The sequence below is a fragment of the Streptosporangium sp. G11 genome (assembly GCF_051192615.1).
Classification (GTDB): domain Bacteria; phylum Actinomycetota; class Actinomycetes; order Streptosporangiales; family Streptosporangiaceae; genus Streptosporangium.
This window is the reverse complement of sequence record NZ_JBPJUQ010000028.1, coordinates 36,668-63,574: the sequence shown is the minus strand read 5'-3', so window position 1 is coordinate 63,574 and position 26,907 is coordinate 36,668. Positions and strand designations below refer to the sequence as shown.

26 protein-coding genes and 1 pseudogene are annotated in these 26,907 nt (G+C 70.0%); 14 read left to right on the top strand and 13 right to left on the bottom strand.

Going from position 1 to position 26,907, the window contains the following annotated elements:
- Positions 1–292 precede the first annotated feature (292 nt).
- Entirely contained in the window at positions 293–1,393 is a 1,101-nt protein-coding gene (locus ACSDR0_RS24915) for an MBL fold metallo-hydrolase (RefSeq protein WP_435291289.1), read from the top strand.
- A gap of 13 nt (positions 1,394–1,406) precedes the next feature.
- Here the strand turns inward: ACSDR0_RS24915 and ACSDR0_RS24910 are convergent, their stop codons facing one another.
- The 3 genes from ACSDR0_RS24910 to ACSDR0_RS24900 form a co-directional block, all read right to left on the bottom strand.
- Positions 1,407–2,348, bottom strand: coding sequence for a carboxylesterase family protein (locus ACSDR0_RS24910; RefSeq protein WP_435291288.1), 942 nt, complete (start codon positions 2,346–2,348; stop codon positions 1,407–1,409).
- A 22-nt stretch (positions 2,349–2,370) separates the two neighbouring features.
- The gene (locus ACSDR0_RS24905) at positions 2,371–2,931 is read right to left on the bottom strand and encodes a carboxylesterase family protein (RefSeq protein WP_435291287.1); all 561 of its coding nucleotides are present in this window, start codon (positions 2,929–2,931) and stop codon (positions 2,371–2,373) included.
- A gap of 112 nt (positions 2,932–3,043) precedes the next feature.
- Positions 3,044–3,289, bottom strand: coding sequence for a hypothetical protein (locus ACSDR0_RS24900; RefSeq protein ID WP_435291286.1), 246 nt, complete (start codon positions 3,287–3,289; stop codon positions 3,044–3,046).
- Positions 3,290–3,484: 195 nt separating this feature from the next.
- On the opposite strand from ACSDR0_RS24900, the gene ACSDR0_RS24895 reads away from it, so the two are divergent.
- A complete protein-coding gene (locus ACSDR0_RS24895) occupies positions 3,485–4,315 on the top strand; it encodes an alpha/beta fold hydrolase (RefSeq protein ID WP_435291285.1) in 831 nt (276 codons plus the stop codon).
- A gap of 478 nt (positions 4,316–4,793) precedes the next feature.
- On the opposite strand, the gene ACSDR0_RS24890 is transcribed toward ACSDR0_RS24895, so the two are convergent.
- The gene (locus ACSDR0_RS24890; protein ID WP_435291284.1) at positions 4,794–5,399 is read right to left on the bottom strand and encodes a TetR/AcrR family transcriptional regulator; all 606 of its coding nucleotides are present in this window, start codon (positions 5,397–5,399) and stop codon (positions 4,794–4,796) included.
- A 107-nt stretch (positions 5,400–5,506) separates the two neighbouring features.
- On the opposite strand from ACSDR0_RS24890, the gene ACSDR0_RS24885 reads away from it, so the two are divergent.
- The 3 genes from ACSDR0_RS24885 to ACSDR0_RS24875 are packed head-to-tail and all read left to right on the top strand — an operon-like array spanning position 5,507 to position 7,794.
- Positions 5,507–6,301, top strand: a complete 795-nt coding sequence (locus ACSDR0_RS24885) for an alpha/beta hydrolase (RefSeq protein ID WP_435291283.1) — start codon at positions 5,507–5,509, stop codon at positions 6,299–6,301.
- Positions 6,302–6,335: 34 nt separating this feature from the next.
- Complete coding sequence (locus tag ACSDR0_RS24880) at positions 6,336–6,542, top strand: hypothetical protein (RefSeq protein WP_435291282.1); 207 nt, start codon at positions 6,336–6,338, stop codon at positions 6,540–6,542.
- Between the two features lie 28 nt (positions 6,543–6,570).
- A complete protein-coding gene (locus tag ACSDR0_RS24875; RefSeq protein WP_435291281.1) occupies positions 6,571–7,794 on the top strand; it encodes an IS701 family transposase in 1,224 nt (407 codons plus the stop codon).
- 639 nt (positions 7,795–8,433) lie between these two features.
- On the opposite strand, the gene ACSDR0_RS24870 is transcribed toward ACSDR0_RS24875, so the two are convergent.
- Positions 8,434–9,261: a class I SAM-dependent methyltransferase gene (locus ACSDR0_RS24870; RefSeq protein ID WP_435291280.1), complete on the bottom strand. Its 828-nt coding sequence runs from the start codon at positions 9,259–9,261 to the stop codon at positions 8,434–8,436.
- A gap of 360 nt (positions 9,262–9,621) precedes the next feature.
- Complete coding sequence (locus ACSDR0_RS24865; protein ID WP_435291279.1) at positions 9,622–10,515, bottom strand: hypothetical protein; 894 nt, start codon at positions 10,513–10,515, stop codon at positions 9,622–9,624.
- Positions 10,516–10,584: 69 nt separating this feature from the next.
- On the opposite strand from ACSDR0_RS24865, the gene ACSDR0_RS24860 reads away from it, so the two are divergent.
- Positions 10,585–11,043: a hypothetical protein gene (locus ACSDR0_RS24860; RefSeq protein WP_435291278.1), complete on the top strand. Its 459-nt coding sequence runs from the start codon at positions 10,585–10,587 to the stop codon at positions 11,041–11,043.
- 176 nt (positions 11,044–11,219) lie between these two features.
- Here ACSDR0_RS24860 and ACSDR0_RS24855 read toward each other — a convergent pair whose 3' ends face one another.
- Complete coding sequence (locus tag ACSDR0_RS24855; RefSeq protein ID WP_435291277.1) at positions 11,220–12,404, bottom strand: UDP-N-acetylglucosamine--N-acetylmuramyl-(pentapeptide) pyrophosphoryl-undecaprenol N-acetylglucosamine transferase; 1,185 nt, start codon at positions 12,402–12,404, stop codon at positions 11,220–11,222.
- 403 nt (positions 12,405–12,807) lie between these two features.
- Between ACSDR0_RS24855 and ACSDR0_RS24850 the strand changes: the two genes are divergently transcribed.
- The gene (locus tag ACSDR0_RS24850; RefSeq protein ID WP_435291276.1) at positions 12,808–14,034 is read left to right on the top strand and encodes a leucine-rich repeat domain-containing protein; all 1,227 of its coding nucleotides are present in this window, start codon (positions 12,808–12,810) and stop codon (positions 14,032–14,034) included.
- A 75-nt stretch (positions 14,035–14,109) separates the two neighbouring features.
- Here ACSDR0_RS24850 and ACSDR0_RS24845 read toward each other — a convergent pair whose 3' ends face one another.
- Positions 14,110–15,120 carry a carbohydrate-binding protein gene (locus tag ACSDR0_RS24845; RefSeq protein ID WP_435291275.1) on the bottom strand — a complete coding sequence of 337 codons (1,011 nt, stop codon included), beginning with the start codon at positions 15,118–15,120 and terminating at the stop codon, positions 14,110–14,112.
- 215 nt (positions 15,121–15,335) lie between these two features.
- Here ACSDR0_RS24845 and ACSDR0_RS24840 point away from each other — a divergent pair.
- Both ACSDR0_RS24840 and ACSDR0_RS24835 read left to right on the top strand, forming a co-directional pair.
- A pseudogene (locus tag ACSDR0_RS24840) lies at positions 15,336–15,704 on the top strand (cellulose binding domain-containing protein); the annotation flags it as partial.
- Positions 15,705–15,755: 51 nt separating this feature from the next.
- Positions 15,756–16,958, top strand: coding sequence for a cellulase family glycosylhydrolase (locus ACSDR0_RS24835; RefSeq protein WP_435291332.1), 1,203 nt, complete (start codon positions 15,756–15,758; stop codon positions 16,956–16,958).
- A 308-nt stretch (positions 16,959–17,266) separates the two neighbouring features.
- Here the strand turns inward: ACSDR0_RS24835 and ACSDR0_RS24830 are convergent, their stop codons facing one another.
- The 3 genes from ACSDR0_RS24830 to ACSDR0_RS24820 all read right to left on the bottom strand — a co-directional run bounded on the left by ACSDR0_RS24830 (position 17,267) and on the right by ACSDR0_RS24820 (position 21,237).
- Complete coding sequence (locus tag ACSDR0_RS24830; RefSeq protein ID WP_435291274.1) at positions 17,267–18,400, bottom strand: hypothetical protein; 1,134 nt, start codon at positions 18,398–18,400, stop codon at positions 17,267–17,269.
- Positions 18,401–18,582: 182 nt separating this feature from the next.
- A complete protein-coding gene (locus ACSDR0_RS24825) occupies positions 18,583–19,473 on the bottom strand; it encodes a DUF2071 domain-containing protein (protein WP_435291273.1) in 891 nt (296 codons plus the stop codon).
- 51 nt (positions 19,474–19,524) lie between these two features.
- Entirely contained in the window at positions 19,525–21,237 is a 1,713-nt protein-coding gene (locus ACSDR0_RS24820) for an FAD-dependent monooxygenase (protein WP_435291272.1), read from the bottom strand.
- 372 nt (positions 21,238–21,609) lie between these two features.
- On the opposite strand from ACSDR0_RS24820, the gene ACSDR0_RS24815 reads away from it, so the two are divergent.
- The 3 genes from ACSDR0_RS24815 to ACSDR0_RS24805 are packed head-to-tail and all read left to right on the top strand — an operon-like array spanning position 21,610 to position 23,180.
- The gene (locus ACSDR0_RS24815; protein WP_435291271.1) at positions 21,610–22,026 is read left to right on the top strand and encodes a VOC family protein; all 417 of its coding nucleotides are present in this window, start codon (positions 21,610–21,612) and stop codon (positions 22,024–22,026) included.
- The gene (locus tag ACSDR0_RS24810; protein ID WP_435291270.1) at positions 22,023–22,529 is read left to right on the top strand and encodes a GNAT family N-acetyltransferase; all 507 of its coding nucleotides are present in this window, start codon (positions 22,023–22,025) and stop codon (positions 22,527–22,529) included. Before ACSDR0_RS24815 ends, ACSDR0_RS24810 begins: the two co-directional genes overlap by 4 nt.
- 60 nt (positions 22,530–22,589) lie before the next feature.
- Positions 22,590–23,180, top strand: coding sequence for a DUF4865 family protein (locus ACSDR0_RS24805; protein ID WP_435291269.1), 591 nt, complete (start codon positions 22,590–22,592; stop codon positions 23,178–23,180).
- A 12-nt stretch (positions 23,181–23,192) separates the two neighbouring features.
- On the opposite strand, the gene ACSDR0_RS24800 is transcribed toward ACSDR0_RS24805, so the two are convergent.
- A complete protein-coding gene (locus ACSDR0_RS24800) occupies positions 23,193–23,837 on the bottom strand; it encodes a LysE family translocator (RefSeq protein WP_435291268.1) in 645 nt (214 codons plus the stop codon).
- A gap of 322 nt (positions 23,838–24,159) precedes the next feature.
- On the opposite strand from ACSDR0_RS24800, the gene ACSDR0_RS24795 reads away from it, so the two are divergent.
- A complete protein-coding gene (locus ACSDR0_RS24795) occupies positions 24,160–24,981 on the top strand; it encodes an alpha/beta fold hydrolase (protein ID WP_435291267.1) in 822 nt (273 codons plus the stop codon).
- Complete coding sequence (locus ACSDR0_RS24790; protein WP_435291266.1) at positions 24,974–25,540, top strand: TetR/AcrR family transcriptional regulator; 567 nt, start codon at positions 24,974–24,976, stop codon at positions 25,538–25,540. The genes ACSDR0_RS24795 and ACSDR0_RS24790 overlap by 8 nt, the downstream gene beginning before the upstream one ends.
- 225 nt (positions 25,541–25,765) lie before the next feature.
- Here ACSDR0_RS24790 and ACSDR0_RS24785 read toward each other — a convergent pair whose 3' ends face one another.
- On the bottom strand, positions 25,766–26,878 hold the full coding sequence (locus tag ACSDR0_RS24785; RefSeq protein WP_435291265.1) for a winged helix DNA-binding domain-containing protein: 1,113 nt from the start codon (positions 26,876–26,878) through the stop codon (positions 25,766–25,768).
- Positions 26,879–26,907 lie beyond the last annotated feature (29 nt).

Sequence of the window (26,907 nt, the reverse complement as noted above, 5' to 3'; positions counted from 1 at the left end):
CGGATGGTTGGCACATAGAAATCGTTGCTTGCGTACACAACTTACTTCTGTCATGCTGAAGCCGTCGAACCATTGTCGGTCCACGTTGGCCCGCAAAACGGAGCACGTCTCATGACATCCCTGCCACAGCAGGACACGCTGGTTCTCGAAATGGGGACCCAGGCGCTCCGAAGCCGCAAGCGTCAGCCATGACCCGATTGTCTCGACCAGATAGTTGCGTGCAGACGCAATTTATATTGCCTCGCGTGGAAGTAGCTCTTATCCGGATCCGACACCGTCAAGGGGAATCGCCATGACAACAGACCATGAGGACCCAATGCCCTCTAGCAGTACGAATCGGCGCAAATTTCTGCGTCAAGCCTCCGCCTTGGCCGTGGTACCAGCAACCACGGGCCTGCTGGGCGCACCGGCGTATGGTGTCGCGCGTGCGACCGAACCGGCCGAGCTGCCCGACTACGCGCCCGTTCCATCGAGCTCGCTCGGGCCGACTCCGAACGCTTCCGGCTACTACGTCGGTCATATCGGCGGCAACCTCTACTGGGTCACCGACACTTTTTACCAGGCCATGTTCCTCACCACCAGGGACGGCGTCGTCCTGGTCGACGCCCCTCCCACCATCGGCAAGAACCTGCTCCGCGCCATCGAGGACGTCGCCAGGGCCAAGGGCAGGCCGACCAAGGTCACGCACCTCGTCTACTCGCATTCCCACGCTGACCATATCGGTGCCGCGTCGGTGTTCGGCAAGAACGTCGAGCGGATCGCGCACTCCGAGACCCGCCGCCTACTGAAGGTGGCCGCCGACCCGAACCGGCCGCTGCCCACGGTGACCTTCGACAGTCATTACGTGCTTCGCGTGGGCGGCGAACGGCTGGAGCTCGACTACCACGGCCCCAATCACAGCCCGGACAACATCTTCATCTATGCACCGGACTACGCCACCCTGATGGTGGTTGACGTGATCTTCCCGGGGTGGACACCTTTCAAGAACCTCGCCGAATCGCAGGACATCCCCCGCTGGGTGGCCGCACACGACACAGCGATGACTTATTCATGGAAGACGCTTGTCGGCGGGCACCTGGGCCGACTCGGTACCCGTACCGACGTACAGCTGCAGAAGGCCTACATGACTGATCTCAAGGCCAGCACCCGCACCGCTCTGAGCACCCTCGACCCAACATCGTTCTTCCAGAAATACGGTGCGACCGGCAACGCCTGGGCGATCTTCAAGTCCTACCTCGACGCCGTCACCCAGATGGCCGCCGCCCCGGTAGTCGCCAAATACACCGGCAAGCTCGCGGCCGCGGACGTCTTCACGCTGGACAACGCCGCGGCGATGGTCAACTCCATGCGCATCGACGCCGGCGTCCTGGGCCCGTTCAGCATCCGCCAATAGAAGGAACCAGACCTCAAGGGAACTCACGATGGCGGCAAGGGTCACGTCGATCGTCACAGCCGTCTCCCACCTGATCCGGGGCGCGCTCCACGTGAGATTCGGTGTGTGGGGTGTCGTGGACGTTGGTCGCGGCTGATGGTGCTGGGCTGTCCCTTATGCCGCCTGACCCGCACGGATGAGATTTTCTACAAGCGCAGGCCCGGCTGACGACGCCTTCGATGCCGGTGCGGGCACGGTAGCGGGCATCCGGCGGGCGAGTCGCGGAGTCGCCGGTGCTGCTCGCCCGCTTGGTCGCCGGGACAGATGCCCGCCGTGCCCAAGGTGAAGCTCGCGTCACCTTGGCGGTAGCGGCACCGGCTGACAGGGGCAGTCGGCCCAGAGCTGGCGATGCACCTCGCCGGGAGTCGAAGACCCTGGTGATACGCCGTGTCGTGTCGTAGGGGTCCCAGCCGGGGTTGCCGGTGGCCGCGAACGACGTCCAAGCACCACGCATCCGTGCGGAGAGCCGTTCCGCCTCGTCCACGTTCCCATCGAGGAAGAGTGTCGCCGCTCCCTTCGTCAAGTTGCCGAAGACGAGCGGCAGATCGGAGGCGTGCGGGGCGCCAAGGGTGCCGCCCAGCTCCGGCACCGTCCAGGCCAGTTCGTAGGCGAACGCCCGGCCACCGCCGGTCACCTGCGCGTCCAGCAGTTGCAGGATCGGGATCCGGAATGACCAGTCGGTCATGAGCATCTCGTAGAGCTGCCACGGTACGGCTTCCGGGAAGGCGGCCCGGTAGGCCTTGCCCCCGTCCGGGGTCAGCGCCCGCAGGTCGGCGTCGACGGCCGAGTCGGCGATTCCCCGCAGCCGACCGGCCATGGCCATCATGGTCCGCCACTCGTTGCGGGTGTGCCCGCCCATCAGTGTGACGTCGCAGCCCTGGCCGGCGGCCAGGGCCTCCCAGGGCGACCGTGGCACCACGTCACTGTCGACGACCGGGCTAACCGGCCGGTTGGCTTCCGCGCTCCAGCGCCCTGGATCCTTCCGGATCTGTTCCTCGATCCGGGTGGTCGCGGCGACGAGGGCGTCGGAGCGGAGGTCCGGCGAACAGCCCGAAACCTTCCGCGCCCACCCGATAGTTCAGCGTCACGACCACCAGGCCGCCCTCTCTCGCCAGCCGGGCGCCGTCGTAGGTCGGATCAGCGGTATGGCCTTGCAGGTAGCCGCCACCATAGATCCACACCATGACCGGCAGTCGCGCCGCACCGAGGTCGGGTGTCCATACGTTGACGGTCAGCCACCCCGGGTCGGTCTCGCGGGCCGCGTCGTTCCGGGGCTGCCCCAGCACGGGCTGCGCGACGGCGGAGACGATCTGTGGGGGTGGCGGTCCGAACGAATCCGCGGGCCGGACACCCTGCCACGGCTCGACGGGCTCGGGGGCGGCCAACCGGAGCGCGCCGATCGGTGGCTTGGCGAAGGGGATGCCGAGGAAGATGTTCACCCCGGCGTCGACCGTACCCCGGACGCGTCCGCCTCGGGTCGTCACCTCGGGGCCGCTCACGACCGGCCCCGAAGCGGCGGAATCGAGGGGGACTCCGGCGCCGCGACGATGATGTCGTCGTGGTCACAGCGCGGGCAGCGCATGGCGTTCTCCTTTCGTGGTGCCGCGGTGCTCACCGGGCACTCAACATCGCAGTGATCTTGGCGGTCCACGCGGCGGTCTCCGGGAGGTCGCAGACCTGCCGGCTGTAGTGGCCCCGCGTGCCGGGCGCGACCGGCGTGGTGGCGTCGATGACGAGCTTGTCGGTGATGAGTTCACTCGACGGTCCGCTAATCGTTCGTATACGAACGGTCAATCCGGAGGACGCATGCTTGACGACCGCCCCTTCCACGTTATGCGCCTGGTCATACAGGAGCACGGCGCCCGCTGGCAGCGCGGGCAGAGTCCCGGCTCGGAACTCCTGACACATGATCAGCGAGCGAGGCGTCGCCGGAGCGAACTTTCACCCGTCCACTTGCGCCCGGACCGGTTCAGGTCGATACTCCTAGTAGACGAACTAGTACGTCTACTTAAATGGTGATCGTTCGGAGAGCTATCACCGAGAAGGAGAATCATGAGAGTTTCCGCACTGCTTCGTGGCGGGGCCGCCACGGTCGCCGCGGGCGCGCTCGTCGCTCTTGCAGGGGTGTCGCCGGCGACGGCAGCGCAATCAGCCGACAGCGGTTCGAAGGGCGGCGCCAAACCAACGGTGGTCCTGGTGCATGGCGCGTGGGAGGACGGGTCCAACTGGGCAGCCGTCAGTGCTCTCCTCCAGCAGGACGGATACAAGGTCGCCGTCCCCGCGAACCCACTTCGCGGCCTCGCTTCCGATGCCGAGTACCTGTCCGCCTATCTTCAACAGGCCACAACGGGGCCGGTGATCCTCGTCGGCCACTCATACGGTGGCTCCGTCATAACGAATGTGAGCGATCCAGACGTCAAGGGCCTCGTCTACGTCGACGCCTTCATCCCTGATCAAGGTGAAACCCTCGGTCAGATTGTCGGCGGCTCAAAATCGGCACTGAACGTGCAGGAGCCGACATCGGTCTACAACGTCGTCGGGTTCCCCGGTGGCGACGCCGACGCGTACGTGAAGCCGGATGTCTTCAGTACGTCTGTCGCTCAGGATCTTCCGAAGAAGGTGCGCGACGTGCTTGCCGCAAGCCAGCGGCCAATCGCGCTGAGTGCCGTCAGTGAGGCTTCGGGCGTTCCCGCTTGGAAGACCACGCCGAGCTGGGCGGTGGTCGGCACAGCGGACAAGGTGCTCCCGGCCAGGACGCAGACGCAGATGGCGCAGAGGGCAGGCGCGTCCATCACGCAGGTGTCGGCGTCGCATCTCTCCATGCTTTCGAAGCCCGCGGCGGTGACCAAGGTCATCGAGGCCGCGGCGAAGGCCGCACGATAGAGAACCGGGGTGCGCGAGTCGCGGGACGTCGCGCACCCCACCCATCCTGCCGGCGCACTCCGTCTGGCACGGCCGCACCGTTCACGGCATCGAGACGGGCAGAGTTTTCCCCGGCGGATGCCGCCCACGCCACCCGCCGAAGGCGGAAGAAGCCGGTGGCCGCGGTGGGAGGTCGGGGTCACCGGTGAGGCGGGAAGACAGGCAGGAGCACGCAGCGCGGCCGAACTCATGCCCTGTCCGTGAACCGGATCGAACGACGCCGCAGCGTCACCCACGCCGGCCAGACGCGCGGGAAAGCAGTCCAGCTGCGCGAAGTCACGCCGCCCGCTCTCCGCCCGATGGCAGGTCACCACGTCCCGGGTGACTGTGCCGCTCGCGGCCTCATTGAGGATCACCGGCAGCCTGGCGCAGGTTTCCCGGAACTCGTCGCAGAAAGTACGAACAAGTGAAATACGTCTCCCAGGACCGCTAGCCGCACCTACAGTGCGACCGGCAGCCCGACAATCGCCATGCCGGCTCGATAGAGCGCTCGGGAGACCACCGCCGGATCGCCCAAATACCCGCACACCATCGCCCCGTCGCGGAGCATCACCAGTTCGTCGGCTGTCGTCTCGGCGTCGGGGATTCCGGCGTTTGCCACGAGTTCGGCGAGCTTGGCATGAAACCACGCTCGATGCGCGCCCACGACTTTGCGAACCGCATTCTCGCCGTCCGCGTATTCCGCGGCCGCATTGATGAACGGGCAGCCACGGAATCCAGCCGAACAGCTTTCTGTCCCGATGCCGTCAGCGATCAGTTTCAGCGTCCCGGACACGTCCCCGTTCGAGGCCTCCCATGCGCCACGAACTGCCTCACGTTCCCACGCGGCCCGCCGCTCGAGGTAGGCGACAATGAGGTCGTCCTTAGTAGGGAAGTGGCGATAAAAAGTGACTTTCGTGATGCTCGCACGCGCAATGATCTTGTCCGCACTGACGGCCCTCAGCCCTTCGGCATAAAACAACTCAGACGCAGTGATGAGAATTCGCTCTCGCGCCGGAACCTTCCGCGTCCCCGCGACCGCCGGTGTCAGATCGATGCCGTCCATGCTGCCCTCCAAATGGTTGCTCGCATCCTACGTTGCACCCGGACGGTCCTTGCGCCGACACGGAAGCAACAAGTAGAGTAACTAGTACGTCTACCAAGGAGCAGGGTATGCCCACCACCCCCGTTGTCTTCATCCACGGTCTCTGGATCCACTCAAGCGCCTGGAGCCCGTGGATCGATCTCTTCGGCCAACACGACTACGCCGCGGCCGCACCTGGCTGGCCCGGCGACTCCGACACCGTCGCCGCCACCCGCCTGAACAGCGCTGCCGTCGCCGACAAGGGGATCGACGACATCGTCTCCGCCTACACCGCCCACATTCGACAGCTGGGCCGGCCCCCCATTGTCATCGGTCACTCCTTCGGTGGCCTCATCGCCCAGAAGCTCCTCGCCTCGAAGACCGCGATCGCCGCAGTGGCGATCGACCCCGGGCAGATCAAAGGCGTCAAACCCGTCCCCTTCGCGCAGGTCCGCTCAGGACTTCCCGTCCTCGGTAATCCCAGCAACAAGCGCAAGTCCGTCAGCCTGACCAAAAAGCAGTTCCGGTACAGCTTCGGTAACGCGATCACGCAAGAGGAGTCCGATGCGCTCTTCGACGAGTGGACGATCCCGGGACCGGGAAAACCCCTCTTCGAGGCGACCGCAGCGAACTTCAGCAGGAAATCGCCGGCAGCCGTTGATACCCGCCGAGGTGATCGCGGCCCCCTCCTGTTCATCAGCGGAGGGAAAGACCATACCGTTCCCGAAAAAGTGGCCAAAGCAGCGTTCGACCTGTACTCCGAGTCGCCCGCGGTTACGAACTTCAAGTCATTCCCCGACCGCGGACACAGCCTCGTCATCGACCGCGGCTGGCGCGACATCGCCGACTACACCCTTGGCTGGCTCAAGAAGAACAACCTTTGATCTCCCGCCAACCCGACGAGGAAAACGCGACAACATGACCGGCACAAGTGCCGTTCCGGCGGCGTCGCAGTTGACGGCGTCCAACCGCTTCGTCGAGGCCGCCAACGGCATCCGGTACGCCTACCGCCGTTTCGGCGCTCAGAACGCTGGCACGATCCCGCTCGTCTTCCTGCGGCATTTCCGCGGAAACATCGACGACCGGTACTACATCGGTAGATCTTTGAGCCGTTCACCTGCGTGACTGCGGGTTTATCGGCGATGGTCTGCGAGTGACCTTGTGCCTCACCTACGATCTCGTCGTGTCCTGGGATACCGAGCTCACGGCGGTGACCTCGAGGATCGCTGATCGACTGTTCAAACGGCCTGAGCCGAAGGCGACCTTCGGCGACCTGGTCCGCGGGCTGCTGGCCGATGTGCCGCGCAAGAACTCCTGGCAGTTGGCCGACCACGTCGGGCATCCGACCGCCAACCCGATTGAGTGGCTGCTGTCACGGGCCAAGTGGGACGCCGACGCGCTACGCGATGACGTGCGCGCCTATGTCCTGGAGCATCTGGGCAGTACGGATGGGGTGCTGATCGCCGATGACACGCGAGCGATCAAGAAAGGTGGCAGATCGGTCGGGGTGGCCCGCCAGTATTGCGGGCTGACCGGCCAGGTCGAGAACTGCCAGGTGATGCCGATGCTCACCTACGCCTCCGCAACCGGGCATGCCTTCATCAACCGGCGGCTCTACCTGTCCGAAGACTGGGCCGGTGACGCGGAACGGCGCAGGGTGGCGGGCGTGCCGCAGCAGGTGGCGTTCGCGACCAAGCCTCAACAGGTGATCGACATGCTGGAGGAGGAACGGCGGGCGGGCACACCGTTTCGCTATCTGGCCGCGGACTCCGGCTACGGCCGTGATCCGGGCCTGCGCGCCTACTGCCACACCCATCAGATCGCCTACGTGATGGCCGTCCCGATGGATCTGCCGTTGCTGGCCGTCCGCGGTGGTGGCGAGCCGGCCGGACACGTGCTGGACCGGCTGCCGGCTCACGCCGGTGCGAGCCTGTGGGAGCGCCGCTCATGCGGCGAGGGCACCAAGGGCACCCGCGCCTACGACTGGGCGGCGGTCGCGGTGGTCTCGGCGGGGCAGCTCCCGGCCGACGGTCACACGCACACCTTGTTGATTCGCCGGAGCGTCAGCGATCCTGCCGACGTCGAGTTCTTCCTGGCCCACGCCCTGGCCGGCACGCCCCTCACCGAGCTCATCACCGTTGCCGGGCTCCGCTGGAAGATCGAGGAGAACAACGAGACCGGCAAGGACCTGCTCGGCCTGACCGAGTACCAGGTCCGCAAGTGGGACGGCTGGCACCGCCATGTCACCACGGCCATGCTCGCCCTGGCCTTTCTCGCCGCCAGCCGCGCTGACCTGGATGGCCAGACCACCCCCGAGCCGGTTCCGCCCGCTGCTGATCAGGGAAAAGACCCACAACACCGGGACAGTCTCAGCTGACTCCAGGTCGGCTGATCCGGCCATCCGTGGCTGAGATCCGCCGTGTCTTCGCCCGCCTCATCGTGCCCGCCACCAGTGCTATCGAGCACGTCCTGACCTGGTCCAGATTCCGGCAAGCCCACCAAACCCGCGCTCTGATCAGTCACTACCGCCGACGAGGCGACCCGCTACCACGCGATCTACGGATGTAGTACCTGGGACTGGTCCTCATCGCCCCTACGAGGGGTCGCAACGAGTGTTGTCCCGCGAGTTGGAGCGCCTTTACGGCGGTCCTCATCGCCCCTACGAGGGGTCGCAGCACCGCCAGCCCCGCCCGGTGCGTGAGCAGGTCGTCCAGTCCTCATCGCTCCTACGAGGGGTCGCAACGAGTAGTCGTGACCGTGCGCGCTCGCATGGGCGAGTCCTCATCGCCCCTACCAGGGGTCGCAACCGCGCCAGGTTGAAACTGACGGGCGAGTGCGTGTATCCTCATCGCCCCCGCGGGGGTTCGTAACCCGAAGCCCCCTGCGGTGATACAGGGCCCGGCCATGGTCCTCATCGCCCTTACGAGAGCCAGGCTGTTCCCAGACACAAAGCAGAACGATCCCGCCCGGCTGCGGGATCGCGTTGCCCTTTCGGCCCCGGAGAAGTCGCGGGCTCTCAGTGGCGGACCGCGGTGAACAGGGCGTAGCTGATCTGCGGGATCTCCTCGAAACGCCGGTATATCTCCCCGCAGACGGTGAGCTGCTCGGCGATCTCGCCTCCGAGCCGCATGGCCGAGGCCGGGAGGATCTCCTCCACGAGCTGGAAAGATCGACTGATATTTGCCCAAATGTCGTGAAATATCTCGATCTTCAATCCGGCGCGGTTCATTTCCTCGTAGAACTCATCGACGGTGGGAAGGAAGTGGACGTGGAAATCGCGGGAGAGATCCTCCAGGTCCGCGGCGTCGTCGCCGGTGAGGGGGCCGAGCAGATACCACTCCCCCACCACGAAACGCCCCCCGGGGCGCAGCACCCGGGCGATCTCGCCGAGGGCCGCCGCCGGGTTCTCCATGTGGACGAGCGACTCGATGGCGTACGCGGCGTCGAAGGAGGCGTCGTCGAAGGGGAGCCACATCGCGTCGGCGAGCTGGAAGTCGGCGTGTCCCGGCCCCTGGCCGGTCTCGGGACGGCCCTCGGCCAGCCGTACCTGGTTCTCGCTCAGGGTGACCCCGGTGACGTGCACGTCACGCGCCACGGCGATGCGTACGGCGGGCCTGCCGGTGCCCGAGCCCACGTCCAGGACGCGCTCCCCGGGGACGACCTCCAGACGCTCGGCCACCAGGTCGGTGAGGTGATCCGTCGCCTGGGCGACGGGCGACTCGTCGTGGTCGTCCGTCCAGTAACCGACGTGCAGGTTGCCGCCGAACGCGTCGGCGCGGGAATCGGTGAGCCGGTCGTACATCTCGCCGATCACCTCGGGCGAGGGCTTTTCCTGACGGGCCATAACCAACCTGTCTCTCAGGGGCGGTCTGCGTGGAACTCCATGGCGGGAAAGCCCCACGAAGGACGCGCCTGCCTGGGAGCATGCGGCCGTGTGAGACCGCGCGGTCACCCACTCGCGACATTTCCTGGAAATCCAGGACGAATGCTCGCCGTGCAGTGTTCTCGGCGTTCTCGGCGTCGCCGCACTTCATTTCGTGCGGTCGCCAGATTACTCAGGCCGCCCCCCGGCAGGTGTTGGGCCGGTGCCGCCTTTTCGGTAAACCTTCGGCCATGAGAACCCTGAAATCCCCAAGGCCCCGAGACCCCTGAGACACGGCCTCGCGGACGCCGGTGCCCGTCTCACCGCCCCCTCCGGGGGCCTTCACCCGGTCCGCGTGCCCGGCAGCAGCTCCACCCGCCGGTCCTCGCGCTCGACGACCACGAACGTGCGCCCGTTCCCCTTTTTCCAGTCCGCCACCGTGATCACCGGGATCAGGTAGTACCGATCCCCGCGCGTCATCAGCAGGCGCAGCCCCTCGTAGCGGAACGGGTAGGTCGTGTCCGCCAGCGACACGCGGGTGACTCCCGGAGCGTTGAGCGCGAGCGTCTTCGCGCTGTAGATCGCGACCGAGGTGTGGTGCGGCAGGGAGGCCACGAGCTGCTCCGCCATCGCCTCCCCCTTGCGGTACGCGTGCAGGGACGCCGCCCACAGCAGGCAGAAGACCGAGATCACCACGGCGGCGGCGAACGCCGTGCGGCCGGCCGCCAGCCTGCGCGTCGGCCAGGTGAGCAGCAGCGGGCCGGCGATGCTCAGTGCCAGCACGAGGAAGGTGTCGACCTGCCATCCGGCCAGCGCCGCGAACGCCAGGGCCGCCCCGCAGACCGTCACGACGGTTCCGCCGGCCCTCGGGTCCGCCGCGATCCGGACCGACCTCCTCGCGGCCAGCGCCGCGCCCGCCGCGCGGACCCGTTGCGGAAGCGCGGCGGTCAGCGACGAGCGGTACGTCGTGCCCGCCAGAAGAACGGCCGTGCCCCCGACCATGAAGGGCAGGAAGGCCGGGGAGAAGATGTTCAGGCCCCGCAGGGCGTACTCGTCCACCCCGAAGCCCATGTCCGTCGCCTTCAGCTGGAACGACCCCAGATAGCCGTCCAGGTAGGCCCAGCCCATGTAGATGAGCACCGCGCCGCTGATGGTCAGCAAAAGGGTGATCAGCCCTATCACGTCGAGCGGCCTGGACTGTTCGGGCCGCTCCCGGTCCTCCTGCCGCACGCTCATCCCGACTGGAGGGGGGACGGCGGGGGAGGCTGCGGATTCTCCGAGGGGACGGTCGGGCCGGGAGAGAGCGTGGGCGGCTCCTCCGTCGGCTGCGGAGCGGTGAGACTGGCCGTCGGCACCCTGCCGTCGATGCTCGGGCAGGGGCCCTCGACGGGGTCCCCGCCACCGGGCGGGCACGGTTTCGCCGGGGAGGTGATCGGGCCGGCGGTGGGCCGCTTCCGCGACGGCTGCGGTCTCGGCGTGTCCTGGGGACCCGTCGGCGCGAGAGTCTCCGGCGTCTCTGTCGGCTCCGGGGAGGCCGGGGCATCCGAGATCACCGTCACCGTGTTCACCGGCGGTTCGGCACCGCCGCCGCAGCCGGTCAGCATGAGCAGGCCGGCGACCGTCAAAGCCGGTCGGCGCACGAGGGCCGCCACCCTGCTCCCGTACTGCTCGGTCATGGTCGGCGGACTCCCTGGGACGGAGGTGACGCGGCTTCCTCAGGTGCATCCCCCCGCGGAGGCCGACCGTTACCCGCCCGGCCTTTAGGTGCCCGGCCCTTCCCCGCAAAGGGACGTCCGGAAAAGCGTGTCCCGCGGTCAGGCGGTGAGCGGCCGGAGGTGACCTTCCGGCCGACCCTGCCGACAAGGACGTCCACGGATCCGCGGGGAGGGCCACGGTCCCGTCCGATCGGCTTCACCTGACACCGGATACCCGGCCACCGCTCAGCCGATCTTGCCGTCCGTCCTCGCCTCCTCCAGGAGCACCAGGGCCAGGCTGTCGGCGGCGTCGACGCGGCCGAGGGCACCGGCGGCGGCGGCCATGGCGGCGCGGGCCCGCGGGTCTCCCAGGAGGGCGTCGAGCTCAACCAGGAGGTGGGCGGCGGTGGGGCCGTTCTCCAGGAGGGCGCGGGCGGCGCCCGCCTCGGCGAGGTAGCGGGCGTTCTGGCGCTGCTCGTCGGCGGCGGAGGGCACCAGGGGGATGAGGACGGACGGTTTGCCCACGGCGGTCAGCTCGGCGACCGTGCCCGCCCCGCTGCGGGAGACGACGACGTCGGCGGCGGCGAACACGTCGGCCAGCTCGGCGCCGACGTACGGCACCGGGTGGTAGCGGTCGCGCAACCCCACGGGGAGCTCCGCGGCGGTACGGGTGAGCTGGGCGATCCAGCCGGGGCCGCACTGGTGGATCACCTGGGCGCGGGTGAGCAGGCCGGGCAGGATCGTCTCGACCATGGTGTTGATCTGGCGGCTCCCCTGGGCGCCGCCGGTCACGTAGACCAGGGGCAGGTCGGGCGAGAGCCCGAAGTGGCGCCGTCCCGCGTCGACGTTGCCGCGCAACAGGTGGGGGCGGACCGGGTTGCCGGTGACGACGGCCCGGTCACGCACCCTCGCGGGCAGGTGCTGGATCGAGGAGGGGTGGGTCAGCGCGATCCGCCGGGCGAAGCGCGACAGGATGCGGTTGGCCAGGCCGAGCGAGGTGATCTGCTCGTGCATGACCAGCGGCCGGCCCAGCACCCGCGAGGCGACGCCCAGCGGCACGCACACGTACCCGCCTGTCGACAGCACCACGTCGGGGCGGTAGCGGGCGGCGATGCCGAAGGCCTGGAAGACGCCGACCGGGATCCGGAACATGTCCGCGAGGTTGGTGGCCAGCTCTCGCGGGTTGGGTGAGCGCCTGAGCTTGCCCGCCGTGATGGCGCGGAACGGGATGCCGTGCTCCGCCGCGACGCGGGCCTCCAGGCCGGCCGCCGTACCGACCCAGAGCACGTCCAGGTCGAGCCCTCGCGCGGCGGCGTGGTCGCGCAGGGCCGCGACCGTGGTCAGCGCGGGGTAGGTGTGACCACCGGTCCCGCCTCCGGTGACGAGCAACCGCAGGGTCCGGCGATTTCCGGCCTCCATATGTCTGTCCATCCTTCCGATGTCACCATGGTCCGTGCCCGGCCCCTGCCCGGTGTCCGGTGGCCGGTCGGGGCCGTGCCCGGGGTCGTGCCCGGTCACCGCTCGGTCCGCACTCAGGTCCGCTCTAAGGTCCGCGCTCGGTTCATACTCGGTTCGTGCCCGGTCCGCGTTCGCGGGCCGCGCCCGGTCGCGCTCGGGGTCGTACTCGGTTCTTACTCGGTCCTGCCCGGTCCGCGTTCGCGGGCCGCGCCGGAGTGCTCAAGGGCATCGGGCACGGTACCCGAGGTCCAGGGGGAGATCCACTTTGCCCTTCGTCGCCGCGCGGTCGCACTCGGTGGTTTTCCGACACGCCCGCCATCCGGGAGCGTCATCCGAACGGCTTTCGGAATTGGTGGCGATGAGTACGGTATGTGACATGGATCTGACGGATGAGCATTTTTCCGGGGCGTCGGAGCGTCTCGATGACGCGTTGACGGTGCTCCGGCAGCGGGCCGGGGCCGGCGCGGAGGCGTTGAACTATTTTGGTGACATCGCGGAGGAGTTGCACCCGATCGGATCCTGGCTACGGCGACCGGCCCAGGCCGGAGAGTGGCCGCACCACATCATGCCTCCCGTCTACGGATTGTTGTTCGCGCAGGCGTGGTCACTGGCGTTTCCCGGCGAGGCACCCTCGGTCTTCCCCGACGGTGCGGAGCGGACGGAGTCGGGGTGGATCGTGCACCGGGCCACGATCTGGTTCGGCGACACGTACGTTCCCGGCGGGCTGGACGTGAAGGCACCGTTGATCGTGATCGGCGGGCTGGTGGTGGAGGGGCTTCTCGACGACGGCGACGTCTCGGAGAGCTACCTCGCGGTGGCCGGTGACCTGCGGGCCCGCGCGCTCCACAGCGCGGCGGACCATCTGGTGCTCGGTACCGTCGCCGCCGGGGTGATCTTCTGTTCGGGCAACGACGGGGTCCTCATCGCGGGCGGGGACATCATGGCGGACCTGTTCGTGCCCGCCGAGCACGCGTACGAGCACTACGGCCAGCTGCGGGCCGGGGTCATCGGTGCCGGTGACCGCGCCGACATCGTGGCCGAGCGGCTGGCGCCGTGGCTGCCCTCGGGATACGTCCGTCTCGGCGGGCAGGGCTCGCCGGTGGACAGGTGGCGTGTCCTGCAGGAGGCCGCCGCGGGACGGTCACCGGTGCTCGCCCAGCCCCGGCCGGTGATACTTCCGCCCCCGGCGCTCCTGCTCTCGGCCCTGGCCGCGCCCTCCGGGGTGGAGGAGCTCGACCTGTCCGGCAGCCGCCTGCACCGCGTCCCCGAGGACATCTCGGCCCTCACCTCGCTGACCCGGCTGGATCTGGAGCACACGCCGCTGACCGGCCTGGACGGCATCGAGGGCCTCCGTACCCTGGAGCACCTGTCCATCAGGAACACGCCCGTGCGGTCGCTGGCCCCGCTCCAGGCGCTGAAGGACCTCCGCCACCTGGACGTCTCCTACTGCGACGACGTCCAGGACTGGGCCGTGCTCCTGGATCTGCCCGCGCTCGACACGCTCGTCGCGCACGGCTGCGCCCTTCCCAGCCACGTACGCGCCCAGCTCGTCACCAGGCTCGGAGACCGGATCATCGGGCGGGGTCCCGGCCCGGTCGGCTGATCGGCCGGGCCGGATCGTCCGGCGGCCGCGGGGACGTACGGCTCAGGCGCCCCGCGGCGCGCACGCGCGTACGGCTCAGAGGCGCTGCCAGAGCGCGGGGGTGGTGGACGGTTCCCATCCGGCCTGGGCGGTGTGCGCCTGCAGGCACCGGTAGCTCAGGCCGGAGTAGGTGACCTGGGCGCCGACGGCGTAGGCGGTTCCGGCCCTCCAGGACGTGGCGCCCGTCTGGGTGGGCGTGGGGGTCGGCGTCGGCGTCCGGGTGGGGGTCGGCGTGGGCGTCGGAGTGGGGGTGGGCGGGGTGGTCCCGCCCTCCAGCTGGTAGCCGCGCATGCCACGAAGAAGCAGGTAGGTGTTCTGCAGCGATCCCGAGGTGTCGCCGAGGGAGCGGTAGATGCCCCACTTGGGGCGGACGCGGTCGGCCAGGAAGGTGTCGACACCGGTCTTCGTGGCGTCGATCACCGTGGTTCCGCCGTTGCGGAGGACCCAGCGCACCGACCCGGCGGTGCCGTTGCCGATCTTGATCTCGTACTCGACGTCGATCCACTTGTTCTGCAGCGGTTCGAGGTCGGCCCGTCCCACCAGGATGTCCTCGGCGAAGATCTTGTGCTCGATGGTCTGCTTGCCGCCGACCCTGCGCAGCGACGTCACCGTGATGGGGGAGGTGCCGTTGCCGGGCTGCTTGGTCTGCATGATGTGGGTGAAGGTGGTGGTGGCCTTCAGCGTGCTCGGGATGTACATCGAGTAGGTGACCCGCCAGGTCTCGCCGAACCGCCACTGCAGGTACGAGCCGCCGTCTCGCATGCCGGTGACCTCGTGGCGCTGCCGGTCGACGGCGGTGTCGCGGTCGACCGTGTGCATGTCGAAGCGGAAGTCGCCGCCCGCCACCTTGATGTGCGGGGCGGCGGCCGGATGGGAGCCCGCCCTGTCGTCCTCGATGGTCTCGAAGGCGGACAGGCCCGCCTGCGAGGCCTCCGGCGCCCAGCGGAGCCGCCAGGTGGGAGCGGCTCCCGCCGCCGAGACGGGCAGGGCGGAGGTCGAGAGCAGCAGGGTCGCGAGGACCAGCAGAGCCGTGCGCGAACGTTTCATGGCGGCCACCTCTGAGTCGCGGCATGTCGGGGGTGACGCCATCCTGCCCCGGCGGAAACCGTTAGGAAAGCTTCCTAACGATTAAATTTTCTTAACCCGGCAAGGGGACACAGGTCTTGCACGACAGGCCCGCGCCACCTAACGTCACGTCTCAGGTTAGGAAACTTTCCTAATAAAGCGCCACGAAGTGTCCCCCACCCCCCACGCGAGGAGAGATGATGCGGCGCACCACCCCAGCCCTGGTGCTGACCGGGCTGCTGACGTTAATGTTCACCCTGCTCATCCCGTCCGCCGCCCACGCGGACACCGCGACGTTCACCAAGGCACAAGACTGGGGCAGCGGCTACAGCGGCCAGTACACGGTCAAGAACACCGGGACCGCCACGCTGAACGGCTGGACGGTCTCCTTCGACCTCCCGTCGGGCACGAGCCTCGGCACGTACTGGGACTCCCTGATGACCAGCAGCGGCAGCCGGTACACCTTCAAGAACCGGGAGTACAACGGCACCCTGGCCCCCGGGGCGAGCACCACCTTCGGCTTCACCGCCTCCGGCTCGGGCTCGCCGGTCAACTGCACGCTCAACGGCGCCCCCTGCGGCGGCGGGCAGAACCCCGGCGACACCACGGCGCCGAGCGTGCCGTCCTCGCCGCGCAGCACCGGCACGACGTCCGCCTCCATCAGCCTGGCCTGGAACGCCTCGACCGACAACAGCGGCACGGTCAAGGACTACCGGGTCTACGAGGGCTCCGCCGTGGTCGCCACCGTGACCGGCACGGCCGCCACGATCTCGGGCCTGGCCGCCTCGACGACCCACACCTACACCGTCACCGCCCGCGACGCCGCGAACAACGAGTCGGCGAAAAGCGCGTCCGTCACCGCGACGACCCAGGCGGGCGGCGGCGGCGGCACGCCGGTCGCGGCCAACGGGCAGCTGCGGGTCTGTGGCACCAAGCTGTGCAACACGAACGGCAAGCAGATCCAGCTGCGCGGCATGAGCACCCACGGCCTGCAGTGGTACCGGCAGTGCGTCACGACCGGCTCGCTGACCGCGCTGGCGACCGACTGGAAGGCCGACGTGGTGCGCCTGTCCACGTACGTCCAGGAGGGCGGCTACGAGACGAACCCGCGGGCGTTCACCGACCTCGCGCACACGCTCATCGAGCAGGTCAGCGCGCAGGGCATGTACGTCATCGTGGACTGGCACATGCTCACCCCCGGCGACCCCAACTACAACCTCGCCCGGGCCAGGACCTTCTTCACCGAGATCGCCCAGCGGCACGCCGCCAGGCCGAACATCCTCTACGAGATCGCCAACGAGCCGAGCGGCGTGAGCTGGAGCACCATCAAGGGCTACGCCGAGCAGATCATCCCGGTGATCCGGGCACAGGACCCCGACGGGATCGTCCTGGTCGGCACCCGCGCCTGGTCCTCGCTCGGGGTGTCGGAGGGCGCCTCGGAGACCGAGGTGACGGGCAACCCGGTCAACGCCTCCAACATCATGTACACCTTCCACTTCTACGCGGCCTCGCACGGCACCGAGTACCTCAACACGCTGTCCCGCGCGGCCGACCGCATCCCGATGTTCGTCACCGAGTTCGGCACGCAGAACTACGCCGGGGAGGACGCCAACGACTTCGCCATGTCCCAGCGCTATCTCGACCTGATGGCGAGCAAGAAGATCAGCTGGGTGAACTGGAACTTCTCCGACGACAACCGCTCCGGCGCGGTCTTCAAGACCGGCACGTGCACCGCCGGCGGCCCCTGGACCGGTACCGCACCGCTGAAGGAGGCCGGCGTCTGGATCCGTGACCGGATCCGCACCGCCGACGACTTCTGACCCGAAGGAACCTGGAGAGACCCGAAGGACCCGGAAGGGACCTGAAGGAAGCTGGAGGGACCTGAAGGGCCCGGAAGGAATCCGAAGGACCCGGAGGATCGGGGAGGGAGGCCGGCGCGGTAGCCGGTCTCCCTCTCCCGCTCCCCCGCCCTCCCCTCCTCCCCTCCTCCGCTCTTCCGGCGGAGCGGCGGGGCCGGAGTCCTCGGCGGCGAACGACTCGACGAGGCGGGGTCGCGTCCCCCTGTGGCCAGGCCCGGGGCGACGGCGCGCGGAGCCTCGTGGGTGTCACCCGTCGAACATCGCCGAAATCACCGCGCCGGCGATCCCGGTGCGGGCGTGGCCGTGAGAAGGCCCGCCGGGTCCCCCGGCGCGGCCGGATCGGCCAGGAACGGCAGCTCCCCGCGCTGGAGCAGCTGGGCGGCGAACAGCACGGAAGGGGTGGCGGTCAGCGTGAGGGTGGCCCGCAGGACCGTGCGGTCACCGCGCCGGACCTCGTCGTGCGTGATCTCCCCGGCGAACTCCCCGAACGCCCTGCCGCCGCGCGACGTGGCGGCCGTGGTGAGGCGTGTGCCGAAGGACTCCTTGACGGCGGCGACGGAGGCCTGGCGGGGTAGCACGCAGATCACGTTGACCGGCCGGTCCCCGAGGTTCGCGGGGCGGCGCAGGCCCACCCCGTACAGCGTCACCGCCCCGGAGCCCTGGGAGGCCGTGACGGTCGCGGCGGCGACGTCGCCGAGGCAGGCGCCCACCGCGGCGTGGTCCTCGCTCCCGGCCAGTGACCGCTCACCGCCGAGCACGGCCGCCAGGGGCCCGGTGCCCGGGGCGACGGCGACTGTCGAACCGGTGACGACGACCTGGTTGAACTGGTTGGTCACCCCGCTCACCGGTACGGGAGGCCGCAGCGGGTTCACGTCGGCGCCGGGGGCGAACGAGAGACCGTCGTGACCGCCGATGCGGCGCGGCGCGGCTCCCAGGCCCTCCAGCCTGGAGCGGACGACGCTCTCCTTGGCACCGCCGTCGAAACGGAAGGCCTGCCCCGGGGCGACACCGATCGCGATCGCCCGGTCCGCCGCGAGGGGCGCCACCCCTGTCACTCCGGGCAGTCCCGCCGCGGCGGGGGCCAGCTCGCCGAACCCCCAGGCGGTCGCGGGAAGCCAGCGCCGTCCCGCCGCCCCGCCGGAACCGGCGGTCACGCCGAGCTCGCTCCACCGCGCGGGCTCTCCGTACTCGAAATACGCGGCGGCGGGACCGTCACCGGAGACCGCGGCCATCGCGTCCAGCAAACGGGTGACGGGCTCCCCGCTCGCGCCGGGCTTCTGGGTCTTGGTGGATCTCTGGGCGGCGGGCTTTCGGGTCTTGGCGGGCTCACGAGCTGTGGCGGGCGCCTCGGCGCAGCCCGCCAGGATCAGGACCGCGACGAGCCCCGCACCGGCTTTTCGCATGGGCGCGACGCTATGAGGTCCCACTTGGAGGCCACTGGTGAACGACCGCAGTCCGCGAAGGCACGGTCCCGCCCGCCCCGGACGGCCCGCCGGCCGGTGGTCTCCCAGCCCGGCCACATCCCCCGGTGACGGCTCGCCGCTGCCCGCCATGTCCCCACCCCGTCTCGTTCGGTCTCACACGGTTAGTCGGGACGCGGGCGGGTTTTGTTCGCCGTGCCGGCCCCGTTTCGAAGGCGCAGGGGCGGGGTGTGGATGTCGAAGTGCAATCGCCGCTGGGCCAGGATCGAGTGGGGTACCGAGTCCGGGGTGGTCAGGCCGAGCTGCTCGAAGACGCGGAACCGTGCCGAGACGGCGGTGAGGTGCCTGGGGCGCATCGGCGGGTGCCAGATGCTGTAGGTGCCGACGTGCCCGTCACGGCGGCGGTACCAGCCGACGGTGGGATGGGTGAGCACCGGCATCCATGACCGCTCCCCGGCGAGGCCGCCCGAGCCCCCGAAGCCATCCGAGCCTCCGAGGCCGCCCGAGCCTCCGAGGCCGTCCAGGCCCTCCCCCCGGCCGGGATCGCCGGGGCCGTCAGGACCGTCGAAGCCGTCGAGCCGGGAGGGCGGCGCTCCGGTCTCGACGGCCTCGCAGGCGGCGTTGTCGGCGGTGAGCCGCCAGCGCGCGGGGGTGGCGTCCCAGCTCGCGGCGATGTCGATGCGCGTGCGGTCCCACGGCATGCCCCACATCCACTTCGGTACGGCGACCAGCGGATGGTCGAGGCTCGTGCAGAAGAACCAGACCCCGGGCCGGCCGGCCGCCGTGACGTACGCCCGGTAGTTGATCTGGCCGCAGTTGATGGCCGCGGGCGGGAGGAAACGGAAGTGGAAGTCACGGTCGCGGAAGGCGACCGCGGAGACGAGCCCGCCGGTGCCCCCGTCGCCGAAGGTGAACTCGACGGGGGCGAAGCCTCCGGGCAGGAGGCGGGCGAGCGCGCCGGTGGGCACCCGGTAGCTGACGATCGCGAAGTCGTCCAGCTCCGTCTGCGCGTGGTACCGGCGCACCGGCGGTCTCGGGGTCCCGTTGAAGGCCATGAGAGCACAGGGTACGGGGAGGGCAAGGGGCGTGCGAGGGGTCGTACAAGGTCACACGGGGGCGCCGAACCAGGTGGACAGTGCCTCACGGAGGCCGAGGTTCGCCGGTGCGCCCGGCCCCTCGTCCGGGGCCGTCCAGGCGACGTAGCCGTCGGGGCGGATCAGGAGCCCGGCGGGGACCGCCCGGTCGGGAGTGGCGGTGACGACGTCCACCCGGTCCTTCCAGCCCGCCGCCGTCTCGGCCAGCACGTTCCCTCCCCCGAGGTCGAGGAGGAGCGGACGGGCGCCGTGCGTCAGGTCGGCGAGCCGCACGGTGCCCGCGTCCGTGGTGAGGGACAGCTCCGGCGCCAGGCGTCCGAGAAGGGGATGCGGCACCGGGCCGGCACCGGCCGCGTCAGGGTGAGCGTCGCCGTCGTTCATGCCGGAGTGGTCCGTGCCGGAAGGGTCCGCGCCGGGGGGGATGCCGGGGTCGTCCACGTCAGGGCGAACGTCCCCGCCATCGCCGCCGTCCCCGCCGTTCGCGGCGGCGCGCGTCCCGGTGCCGGTCATGTCGTAGCGGATGTCCGAGCCGGCCATGAGCTCGGCGACGCGCCGCCGGTTCTCCTCGTGTTCGAGCAGTTCGGTGAAGAGCGTACGCAGCGCGGTGACCTCCCCTCCGGGCGCGAGCAGGGCGGACTGCGCCTGGGTGTGCATGACGACCCGCTCGCCGACGGGGTGCCGCTCGCGGTGGTAGGTGTCGAGCAGTCCCGGCGGCGCCCAGCCGTGAACCTCGGCGGCGAGTTTCCAGCCGAGGTTCACGACGTCCTGCAGGCCGAGGTTGAGGCCGGGACCACCGGCCGCCGAGTGGACGTGCGCGGCGTCCCCGGCCACCAGCACGCGACCGGCGCGGTAGCGGTCGGCCAGGCGGGTGTTGCCGCCGGTGAGACGGCGGAGCACGTGGGGGCCCTGCCCCTGGGGCGGGGTCATCGGCAGGTCGGCCCCGAGTACCCTGCGCACGCTGTCACGCAACTCCTCCAGGGTCATCGGCACCCGCTCGTCGATCTGCTCCCCCTGCCCCCACTCCATGGTGGTCAAAAGGTGTACGCCCGGCTCGAACGACGCGAGGGCGAACACGCCGTGCGCGGTGCGGTGGATCATGAACGGCCTCCAGCGCGCCCCGGCCAGCAGCAGCTCGCCGGTCTCGGGATCGAGCACGGAGGCGGGCAGGACGGCATGGGCGCTGCGCGACACGACGTCCTCGGTGGTGACGCCGGGGAAGCCGATGCCCGCGCGCTTGCGTACGAGGCTGTGCGCGCCGTCGCAGCCGACCAGGTAGCGGGTACGCAACTCGTGGTCGCCGTCGGGGGCGTGGACGGTGACGGTGACGCCCTCCTCGTCCTGCGACATGTCGACCAGCTCGTGGCCGCGCCGGATCTCCACCCCGAGTTCGAGCGCCCGCTCCTGCAGCAACCGCTCCAGGCGGCGCTGCGGGATCGGGAGGGTGTGCAGCGGGCCGGGATCCAGCGTGCTCAGATCCAGGAGCATGCCGCCGAACATGAAGAACGGCACGGGCGCCGGGGGTTCCGGGGCGCCGGTGAAGCGCCGGTACAGACCCCGGCCGTCGAGAACCCTGACCACCTGCCCGACCAGGCCGTTGGCCCTGGGCTCTTCACCCGGCTCCGGCAGCCGCTCCAGCACCACCGGGCGGACGCCGGCCAGGCTCAGCTCACAGGCCAGCATCAACCCGTTCGGGCCGCCGCCGGCGATCACGACGTCAACGGACATCGGACACCTCCTTGAACGAATGAGGGGACGGGCGCGGTGACACGTCACCCGCCGGGAACCGGGGGCGGCCGGAAACGAGCGCGGAGCCCGTACGCGACCAGATGGTGAGGCCCGATCCGGGCCTGCACTCCCCCGCAGGTGTCAATATAAGTTGACGCGACGCCCGCGTCAACCATGGTTGACGAAAGCGGGGAGGACCCCCGTGAACCCGGCCATGCCCGGCGCCGGAGGCGCACACCTCGCGACCGTGTGCGCGGCTCGCGGCGGACGTATCCGGCGCCCGGTCGTGGCCACCGGCGCCGGAGAACACCTGACCCCGGGCCACGGGATATCGGTTTTCCCCGGCCGGGGGCTTCCTGCCAGGATTGGCGCATGGTGAGGATCGGGCAGGTGGTTCTGGGCGTCACCGACATGAGGCGCGCCGTCGGGTTCTGGACGCGCGCGCTGGACTACACGCCCCGCGAGGGCCAGGCCCGGGACGACTGGACCGTGATCGAGCCTGTGGACGGAGACGGCGTCCCGCTGGCGCTCGACGTGAGCCTGACGCCGGTTCGGGAGCACCCCCGGACGCACCTCGACCTGTTCGTCTCCGACTCCGCCGAGCAGGCGGCCGAGGTGGAGCGACTGGTGTCACTGGGCGCCGAACGTGTCGACTGGGACCTCTACCCGGCCGACCCCGACTTCGTGGTCCTCGCCGACCCCGAGGGCAACCGCTTCTGCGTCATCGACCTCGGCCATGACTCGGCCCGCGAAGCGGAGGACACGCGAGACGAAGGGTTCCCGCCATGATTCTCGCCACCGGCCGCCTGACACTGCGCCCGGTCGAGGACGGCGACGTCGAAGCGCTGCGCGAGCACTGGGATCACCCTCTCGTCCGGCGCCACCTGTTCGACGACGAGCCCGTCCTTCCCGATCTCGTGGCCCGGCTGGTCGAAGACAGTCACCGCGACTTCGCCGAGCGGGGCTACGGCCTGTGGGCGCTCGTCCCGGACTCCGCCCTGGCCGGGGTGTGCGGTCTGCGCCGAACCGACGACGGCGAGGTCGAGCTGCTCTACAGCCTCTCCCCCGCCCGATGGCGTGAGGGCCTGATCACCGAGGCGGCCACCGCGATCCTGGAGTACGCCTTCGGAACGCTGTCCCTGCCCCGCGTGGTCGCCGAGGTCGACGAGGGCAACACCGCCTCCGTGCGGACGGCCCTGCGGCTGGGGATGGCGCGGGAGCCGGCGTCGCGGAGTCCTTCGAAGCCGGTCCACCGGTTCGGCCTCAGCGCCCCGGCGAAGCCGGAGAGGTGAGGTCACCCGCGGATCGCCCGGTATCCACGCCCGTCCCGCGCCACCAGGAGGTCTCCTTCCATGCACGCCATGCAGTACGAGATCGGGCTGCCCGCCGACTACGACATGGGCGTCATCCGTGAGCGGGTGGCGACCAGGGGGCACGCGCTCGACGGCTACGCCGGGCTGGGGCTCAAGGCGTACCTGATCAGGGAGCGGGGCGTCGACGGTTCCCCGGTCAACCAGTACGCCCCGTTCTACCTGTGGAGCTCCCTGACCGGCATGAACGACTTCCTGTGGGGCGGGGGCGGCTTCCAGAACATCGTGCGCGACTTCGGCAGGCCCGTGGTCCGGCACTGGACCGGCGTCGGCCACGAGCGGGGGCCGTCGTCGGCCGCGGTCCCCCGCGCGGCCTCGCGCCGTACCGACCCGATCCCCGCCGACACCGACCCCGCGGCCATGGTCGAGCGGGCCCTGGCCGAGCTGCGGCGGCACGCCGGCACGGCGGGCGTGCACTCCTCGGCCCTCGCCGTCGACCCCCGGCACTGGGAGATGGTGCGCTTCACGCTGTGGGAGCACGAGGTTCCCGGCGAGGGGGACGGGACCGCCTATCGGGTGCTGCACCTGTCGACACCGCACCTGGACGACATCGCGACGGGCCGTCACTGGTGACCCGAGACTTCCCTACGTAGCCACGGCGGGTGAGCGGTCGGCGGCGATGCGGAGGGCGAGCCCCCCGAGCACGGCGCCCATCAGATAGCGCTGCGCGCGCATCCAGGTGGGCCGCCCGCCGAGGAAGGTCGCGACCGAGCCCGCGGTCAGCACGATCATCGCGTTGACCGACAGGGCGATGACGATCTGGGTGGCTCCCAGCAGGAGGCTCTGCGTGCCGACGTCACCGAGGGCGGGGTCGACGAACTGCGGCAGCAGCGACACGTACAGGATGGCGATCTTGGGGTTGAGCAGGTTGGTGACCAGTCCCATGGAGAACAGCCGCCGCGGCGGGTCCGCGGGGAGGGCGCCGGGCGCGAAGATCGGCTCGGCGCCGGGCCGGATCGTCTTCCAGGCCAGCCACAGCAGGTACGCGGCGCCCGCCAGCTTGATCGCGACGTAGACGGCGGGCACCATCGCGAAGATCGCGGCGATCCCGGCCACCGCCGCCAGCAGATAGATCAGGAAGCCCGCCGCGACGCCCGCCAGCGAGATCATGCCGGCCAGGCGTCCCTGCGTCACCGACCGCGACACCAGGTAGATCATGTTGGGTCCGGGGGTGAGCACCAGCCCGAGGGCGACCGCGGCGATGCCCGCGAGAGCACTGACAGAGATCATGGGCACATCATCGAGCATCTTCCTCGCCGAAAGAATGGCCAATTTCCGGAATTGGCATGACGCCGGGCCGAGCAAACCGAGCAAACCGAGCGGACCGAACGGACCGAACGGACCGAGCAAAACCGGCAGGCCCGGCACCACGAGACATCTGACTCCCCTGCGACTCGAAGGCGGCGGCCGGTGTCGAGACAGCCCGGCCGAGCCGGCGAAAACCTGCCGCCCCAACCGCCACCAAGGCCCTCCGGCCGCCCCGAGACGAGCCTTGACACAAAAGGCTATTGCCCGTAGCTTTAAAGCTATGAGCAATAGCCAAGGAGAGCGCATGACGAGTACGAAGTTCCTTGACGTGACCGGCGGACGGCTGGCGTACGAGGTCAGCGGGCCACAGGACGGACCGCTCGTGGTGTGCGCGCACGGCATGGGCGACACCCGCAGGGTGTTCCGGTTCCTGGCACCGCGACTGGCGAAGGCGGGCTACCGGGTCGCCGCGGTCGACGTGCGCGGTCACGGCGGGTCCAGCACGGGATGGCCCGACTACAGCCCTCAGTCGGTCGGCGCCGACCTGCGGGCCCTGCTCCGCCACCTGGGCGGCCCCGCCGTCCTGGTCGGCAGCTCCTCCAGCGCGGGAGCGGTGGCGTGGACCACGGCGACCGCCGCCGAGGGCGAGGTGAGCGCCGTGGTCATGCTGGCCCCCTTCGTCGGGCAGCCGCGGCTCGGCCTGATACTGCGGCTGCTACAGGACCTCGTCATGGCCAGCCCGCTCCTGTGGGGGATGTACTACCGCTCGCTCTACCCCACGGCCAAGCCCGCCGACTTCCCCGGCTACCTGCGCGCGCTGAAGGCCACGCTGCGCGAGCCCGGCAGGATGGCCGCCGTCTCGGGAGTGGTCGCCCCCTCCGAGGGCCACTGGACCGACTGCGCGCCCCGCATCACCTGTCCCGTGCTGATCGTCATGGGGTCGAAGGATCCCGACTTCCCCGACCCCGCCGCGGAGGCACGTCTGGCCGAGGAGTTGCTGAGGCCGTACGCCGCCACGACCGAGGTCGGGATGATCGAGGGCGCCGGCCACTACCCGCACGCCGAGACGCCCGAGGCCACCTTCGCCGCCCTGGCGGGTTTCCTGGCCGGAGCGGTCCGTGCCTAGAGTCGGCCTGACCTCAGGCGCGGTGGTGGACGCGGCACTGGCCCTGATCGACGAGGAGGGGCCCGCCGCGCTGACACTGGCCGCGGTGGCCGCCCGTACGGGGGTGGCCGCCCCCTCGCTCTACAAGCACGTCCGCGGCCTGCCCGAGCTGCGCAAGCTCGTCGGCCTGCGCGTGATGGACGACATGGCGGCGAGGCTCGGCACGGCGGCCATGGGACAGAGCCGCGACGAGGCGATGGCGGCCCTGATGCGCGCCTGGCGGAGTTACGTCGTCGACTTCCCGCACCGCTACGCGGTCTTCCCCGACAACCCGCTGATCGATCCCGACCTGGTCGACACGGCGACCCGCCTGCTGGAGGTGATCCTCGCCGTGCTGCGCGGCTACGGCCTGGAGGGGGCGAAGGCGATCCACGCCACCCGCTGCGTCCGCGCGGCCGTGCACGGCTTCGCCTCCCTGGAGGCGGCCGGCGGGTTCGGCCTGGAAGAGGACCTGAACACCAGCTACGAGATGCTGATCGCCATGGTCGTCTCGAGCCTGCCCCGGACACCCGCGCCCTGAGCGCGGCGAGGGAGGCGGCACACGCCACGCGGCACGGAACCGGCCCGCGGGTGGTGGGCACGCCGGGCCGCGCGGGCGCGGCGGGTGGCGTGACCCGGCGAAAACCAAAACGGCCGACCGGCCTTGACCTCGGCCTCACCTCAACCTCGGCCTCGACCTCGACCTCGTGAAAGCGACGCGGCCCTGCTTCGGCTTCGGCTTCGGCTTCGCGGGGGAACGGCGCGTTCAGGTTTCGAGGAAGCGGATCTCGCGGGACGTCGCCGCCGGGGCGACGAAGTCGAGCATGCGCGCCCCCTCGACCTCCAGATCCGCCCGCTCCCCCTCGCTCACCGGCGCGAAGAGCTCGACCTCCAGGACCGCCTCGCCCCGGTTCCGCGTCACCTTCCACATGCCCCGTACGAAGCCGTCGACCAGCACCGTCGCCTTGATGATGCCGTTGACGGTGAAGACCCGCCCCCGGTAGTCCTCCTCCGTGATCCGGGTCCTGGTCCGCTGGGCGAACGACAGCAGCATGTTGTCGAACTCCGACAGGTAGCGCACCGGGGCGGGAGTCTCGGGGTCGGGGCGCGACGCCTCCGGCAGGTCGAACAACTCCGCGCCGTCCTCGGTCACGAAGGCCCGCAGGCCCATCTCGCGGACGATCTCCCCCAGGCGGGTCATGCCCGACCACTGCTGGACGTCCATCACCGTGGCGGGACCGTAGGCGGCGAGGTAGCGGCGGATCGCCTCCTCGGCCGCGACACGGCTGGGCCGCTCGTCCTGGGAACGGCCCAGCCATGCCTCCGCGGTGGTGTGGGCGGCCTGCCCGCCCACCCCCCAGATCCCCCTCGGCGGGACCTGGACCAGCGCCAGCGTGTTGCGCACCCCGGCGACCAGGTCGGCGGCGGGAGCGTCCGGCCACCGTTCCCGCAGCAGCGCGCCGAGCTCGCGGAAGGTCAGGGGACGCTCCTCCACCAGCTTCCGCCCCGCGGCGGCGAGCTCGTCCAGGTCCACCCCCGCCAGGCCCTTGCCGTGCGCCGTCCCCCGCAGGCCCCTCGCCAGCATCGGCCCCAGCAGCGGGCGCAGCGCCAGGCAGTCGTCGGCGGTGACCAGGTGAATGGTGGAGCGCATCAGTGACAGCCGTACCACCAGGCGCTCGTTGATCAGCCGGGCGAGATCGTCGTGGGCGAATCCGGACAGGCGGGTCCACAGCCCGATGTAGGGGGGATTCGGCGCCTGGGCCTGCATGCCGTACAGGTGCCGGACCGCCTCCAGCGCGGGCAGCTCCGCACGGTTCAGCAGCAGCTGCCGCTCCAGGGTGGCCCGGTTGAGCACGCGTCGGCTGAGCACCTCGGGCATGCGTGTCCTCTCGTGGCGAAGCGTGAGCG

Coding starts and splice junctions, on each gene's coding strand:
- ACSDR0_RS24915 (WP_435291289.1), top strand. CDS start 293: ATGACAACAGACCATGAGGACCCAATGCCCTCTAGCAGTACGAATCGG.
- ACSDR0_RS24895 (WP_435291285.1), top strand. CDS start 3,485: ATGAGAGTTTCCGCACTGCTTCGTGGCGGGGCCGCCACGGTCGCCGCG.
- ACSDR0_RS24890 (WP_435291284.1), bottom strand. CDS start 5,399: ATGGACGGCATCGATCTGACACCGGCGGTCGCGGGGACGCGGAAGGTT.
- ACSDR0_RS24885 (WP_435291283.1), top strand. CDS start 5,507: ATGCCCACCACCCCCGTTGTCTTCATCCACGGTCTCTGGATCCACTCA.
- ACSDR0_RS24880 (WP_435291282.1), top strand. CDS start 6,336: ATGACCGGCACAAGTGCCGTTCCGGCGGCGTCGCAGTTGACGGCGTCC.
- ACSDR0_RS24870 (WP_435291280.1), bottom strand. CDS start 9,261: ATGGCCCGTCAGGAAAAGCCCTCGCCCGAGGTGATCGGCGAGATGTAC.
- ACSDR0_RS24865 (WP_435291279.1), bottom strand. CDS start 10,515: ATGAGCGTGCGGCAGGAGGACCGGGAGCGGCCCGAACAGTCCAGGCCG.
- ACSDR0_RS24855 (WP_435291277.1), bottom strand. CDS start 12,404: ATGGACAGACATATGGAGGCCGGAAATCGCCGGACCCTGCGGTTGCTC.
- ACSDR0_RS24850 (WP_435291276.1), top strand. CDS start 12,808: ATGGATCTGACGGATGAGCATTTTTCCGGGGCGTCGGAGCGTCTCGAT.
- ACSDR0_RS24845 (WP_435291275.1), bottom strand. CDS start 15,120: ATGAAACGTTCGCGCACGGCTCTGCTGGTCCTCGCGACCCTGCTGCTC.
- ACSDR0_RS24830 (WP_435291274.1), bottom strand. CDS start 18,400: ATGCGAAAAGCCGGTGCGGGGCTCGTCGCGGTCCTGATCCTGGCGGGC.
- ACSDR0_RS24825 (WP_435291273.1), bottom strand. CDS start 19,473: ATGGCCTTCAACGGGACCCCGAGACCGCCGGTGCGCCGGTACCACGCG.
- ACSDR0_RS24820 (WP_435291272.1), bottom strand. CDS start 21,237: ATGTCCGTTGACGTCGTGATCGCCGGCGGCGGCCCGAACGGGTTGATG.
- ACSDR0_RS24815 (WP_435291271.1), top strand. CDS start 21,610: ATGGTGAGGATCGGGCAGGTGGTTCTGGGCGTCACCGACATGAGGCGC.
- ACSDR0_RS24810 (WP_435291270.1), top strand. CDS start 22,023: ATGATTCTCGCCACCGGCCGCCTGACACTGCGCCCGGTCGAGGACGGC.
- ACSDR0_RS24805 (WP_435291269.1), top strand. CDS start 22,590: ATGCACGCCATGCAGTACGAGATCGGGCTGCCCGCCGACTACGACATG.
- ACSDR0_RS24800 (WP_435291268.1), bottom strand. CDS start 23,837: ATGATCTCTGTCAGTGCTCTCGCGGGCATCGCCGCGGTCGCCCTCGGG.
- ACSDR0_RS24795 (WP_435291267.1), top strand. CDS start 24,160: ATGACGAGTACGAAGTTCCTTGACGTGACCGGCGGACGGCTGGCGTAC.
- ACSDR0_RS24785 (WP_435291265.1), bottom strand. CDS start 26,878: ATGCCCGAGGTGCTCAGCCGACGCGTGCTCAACCGGGCCACCCTGGAG.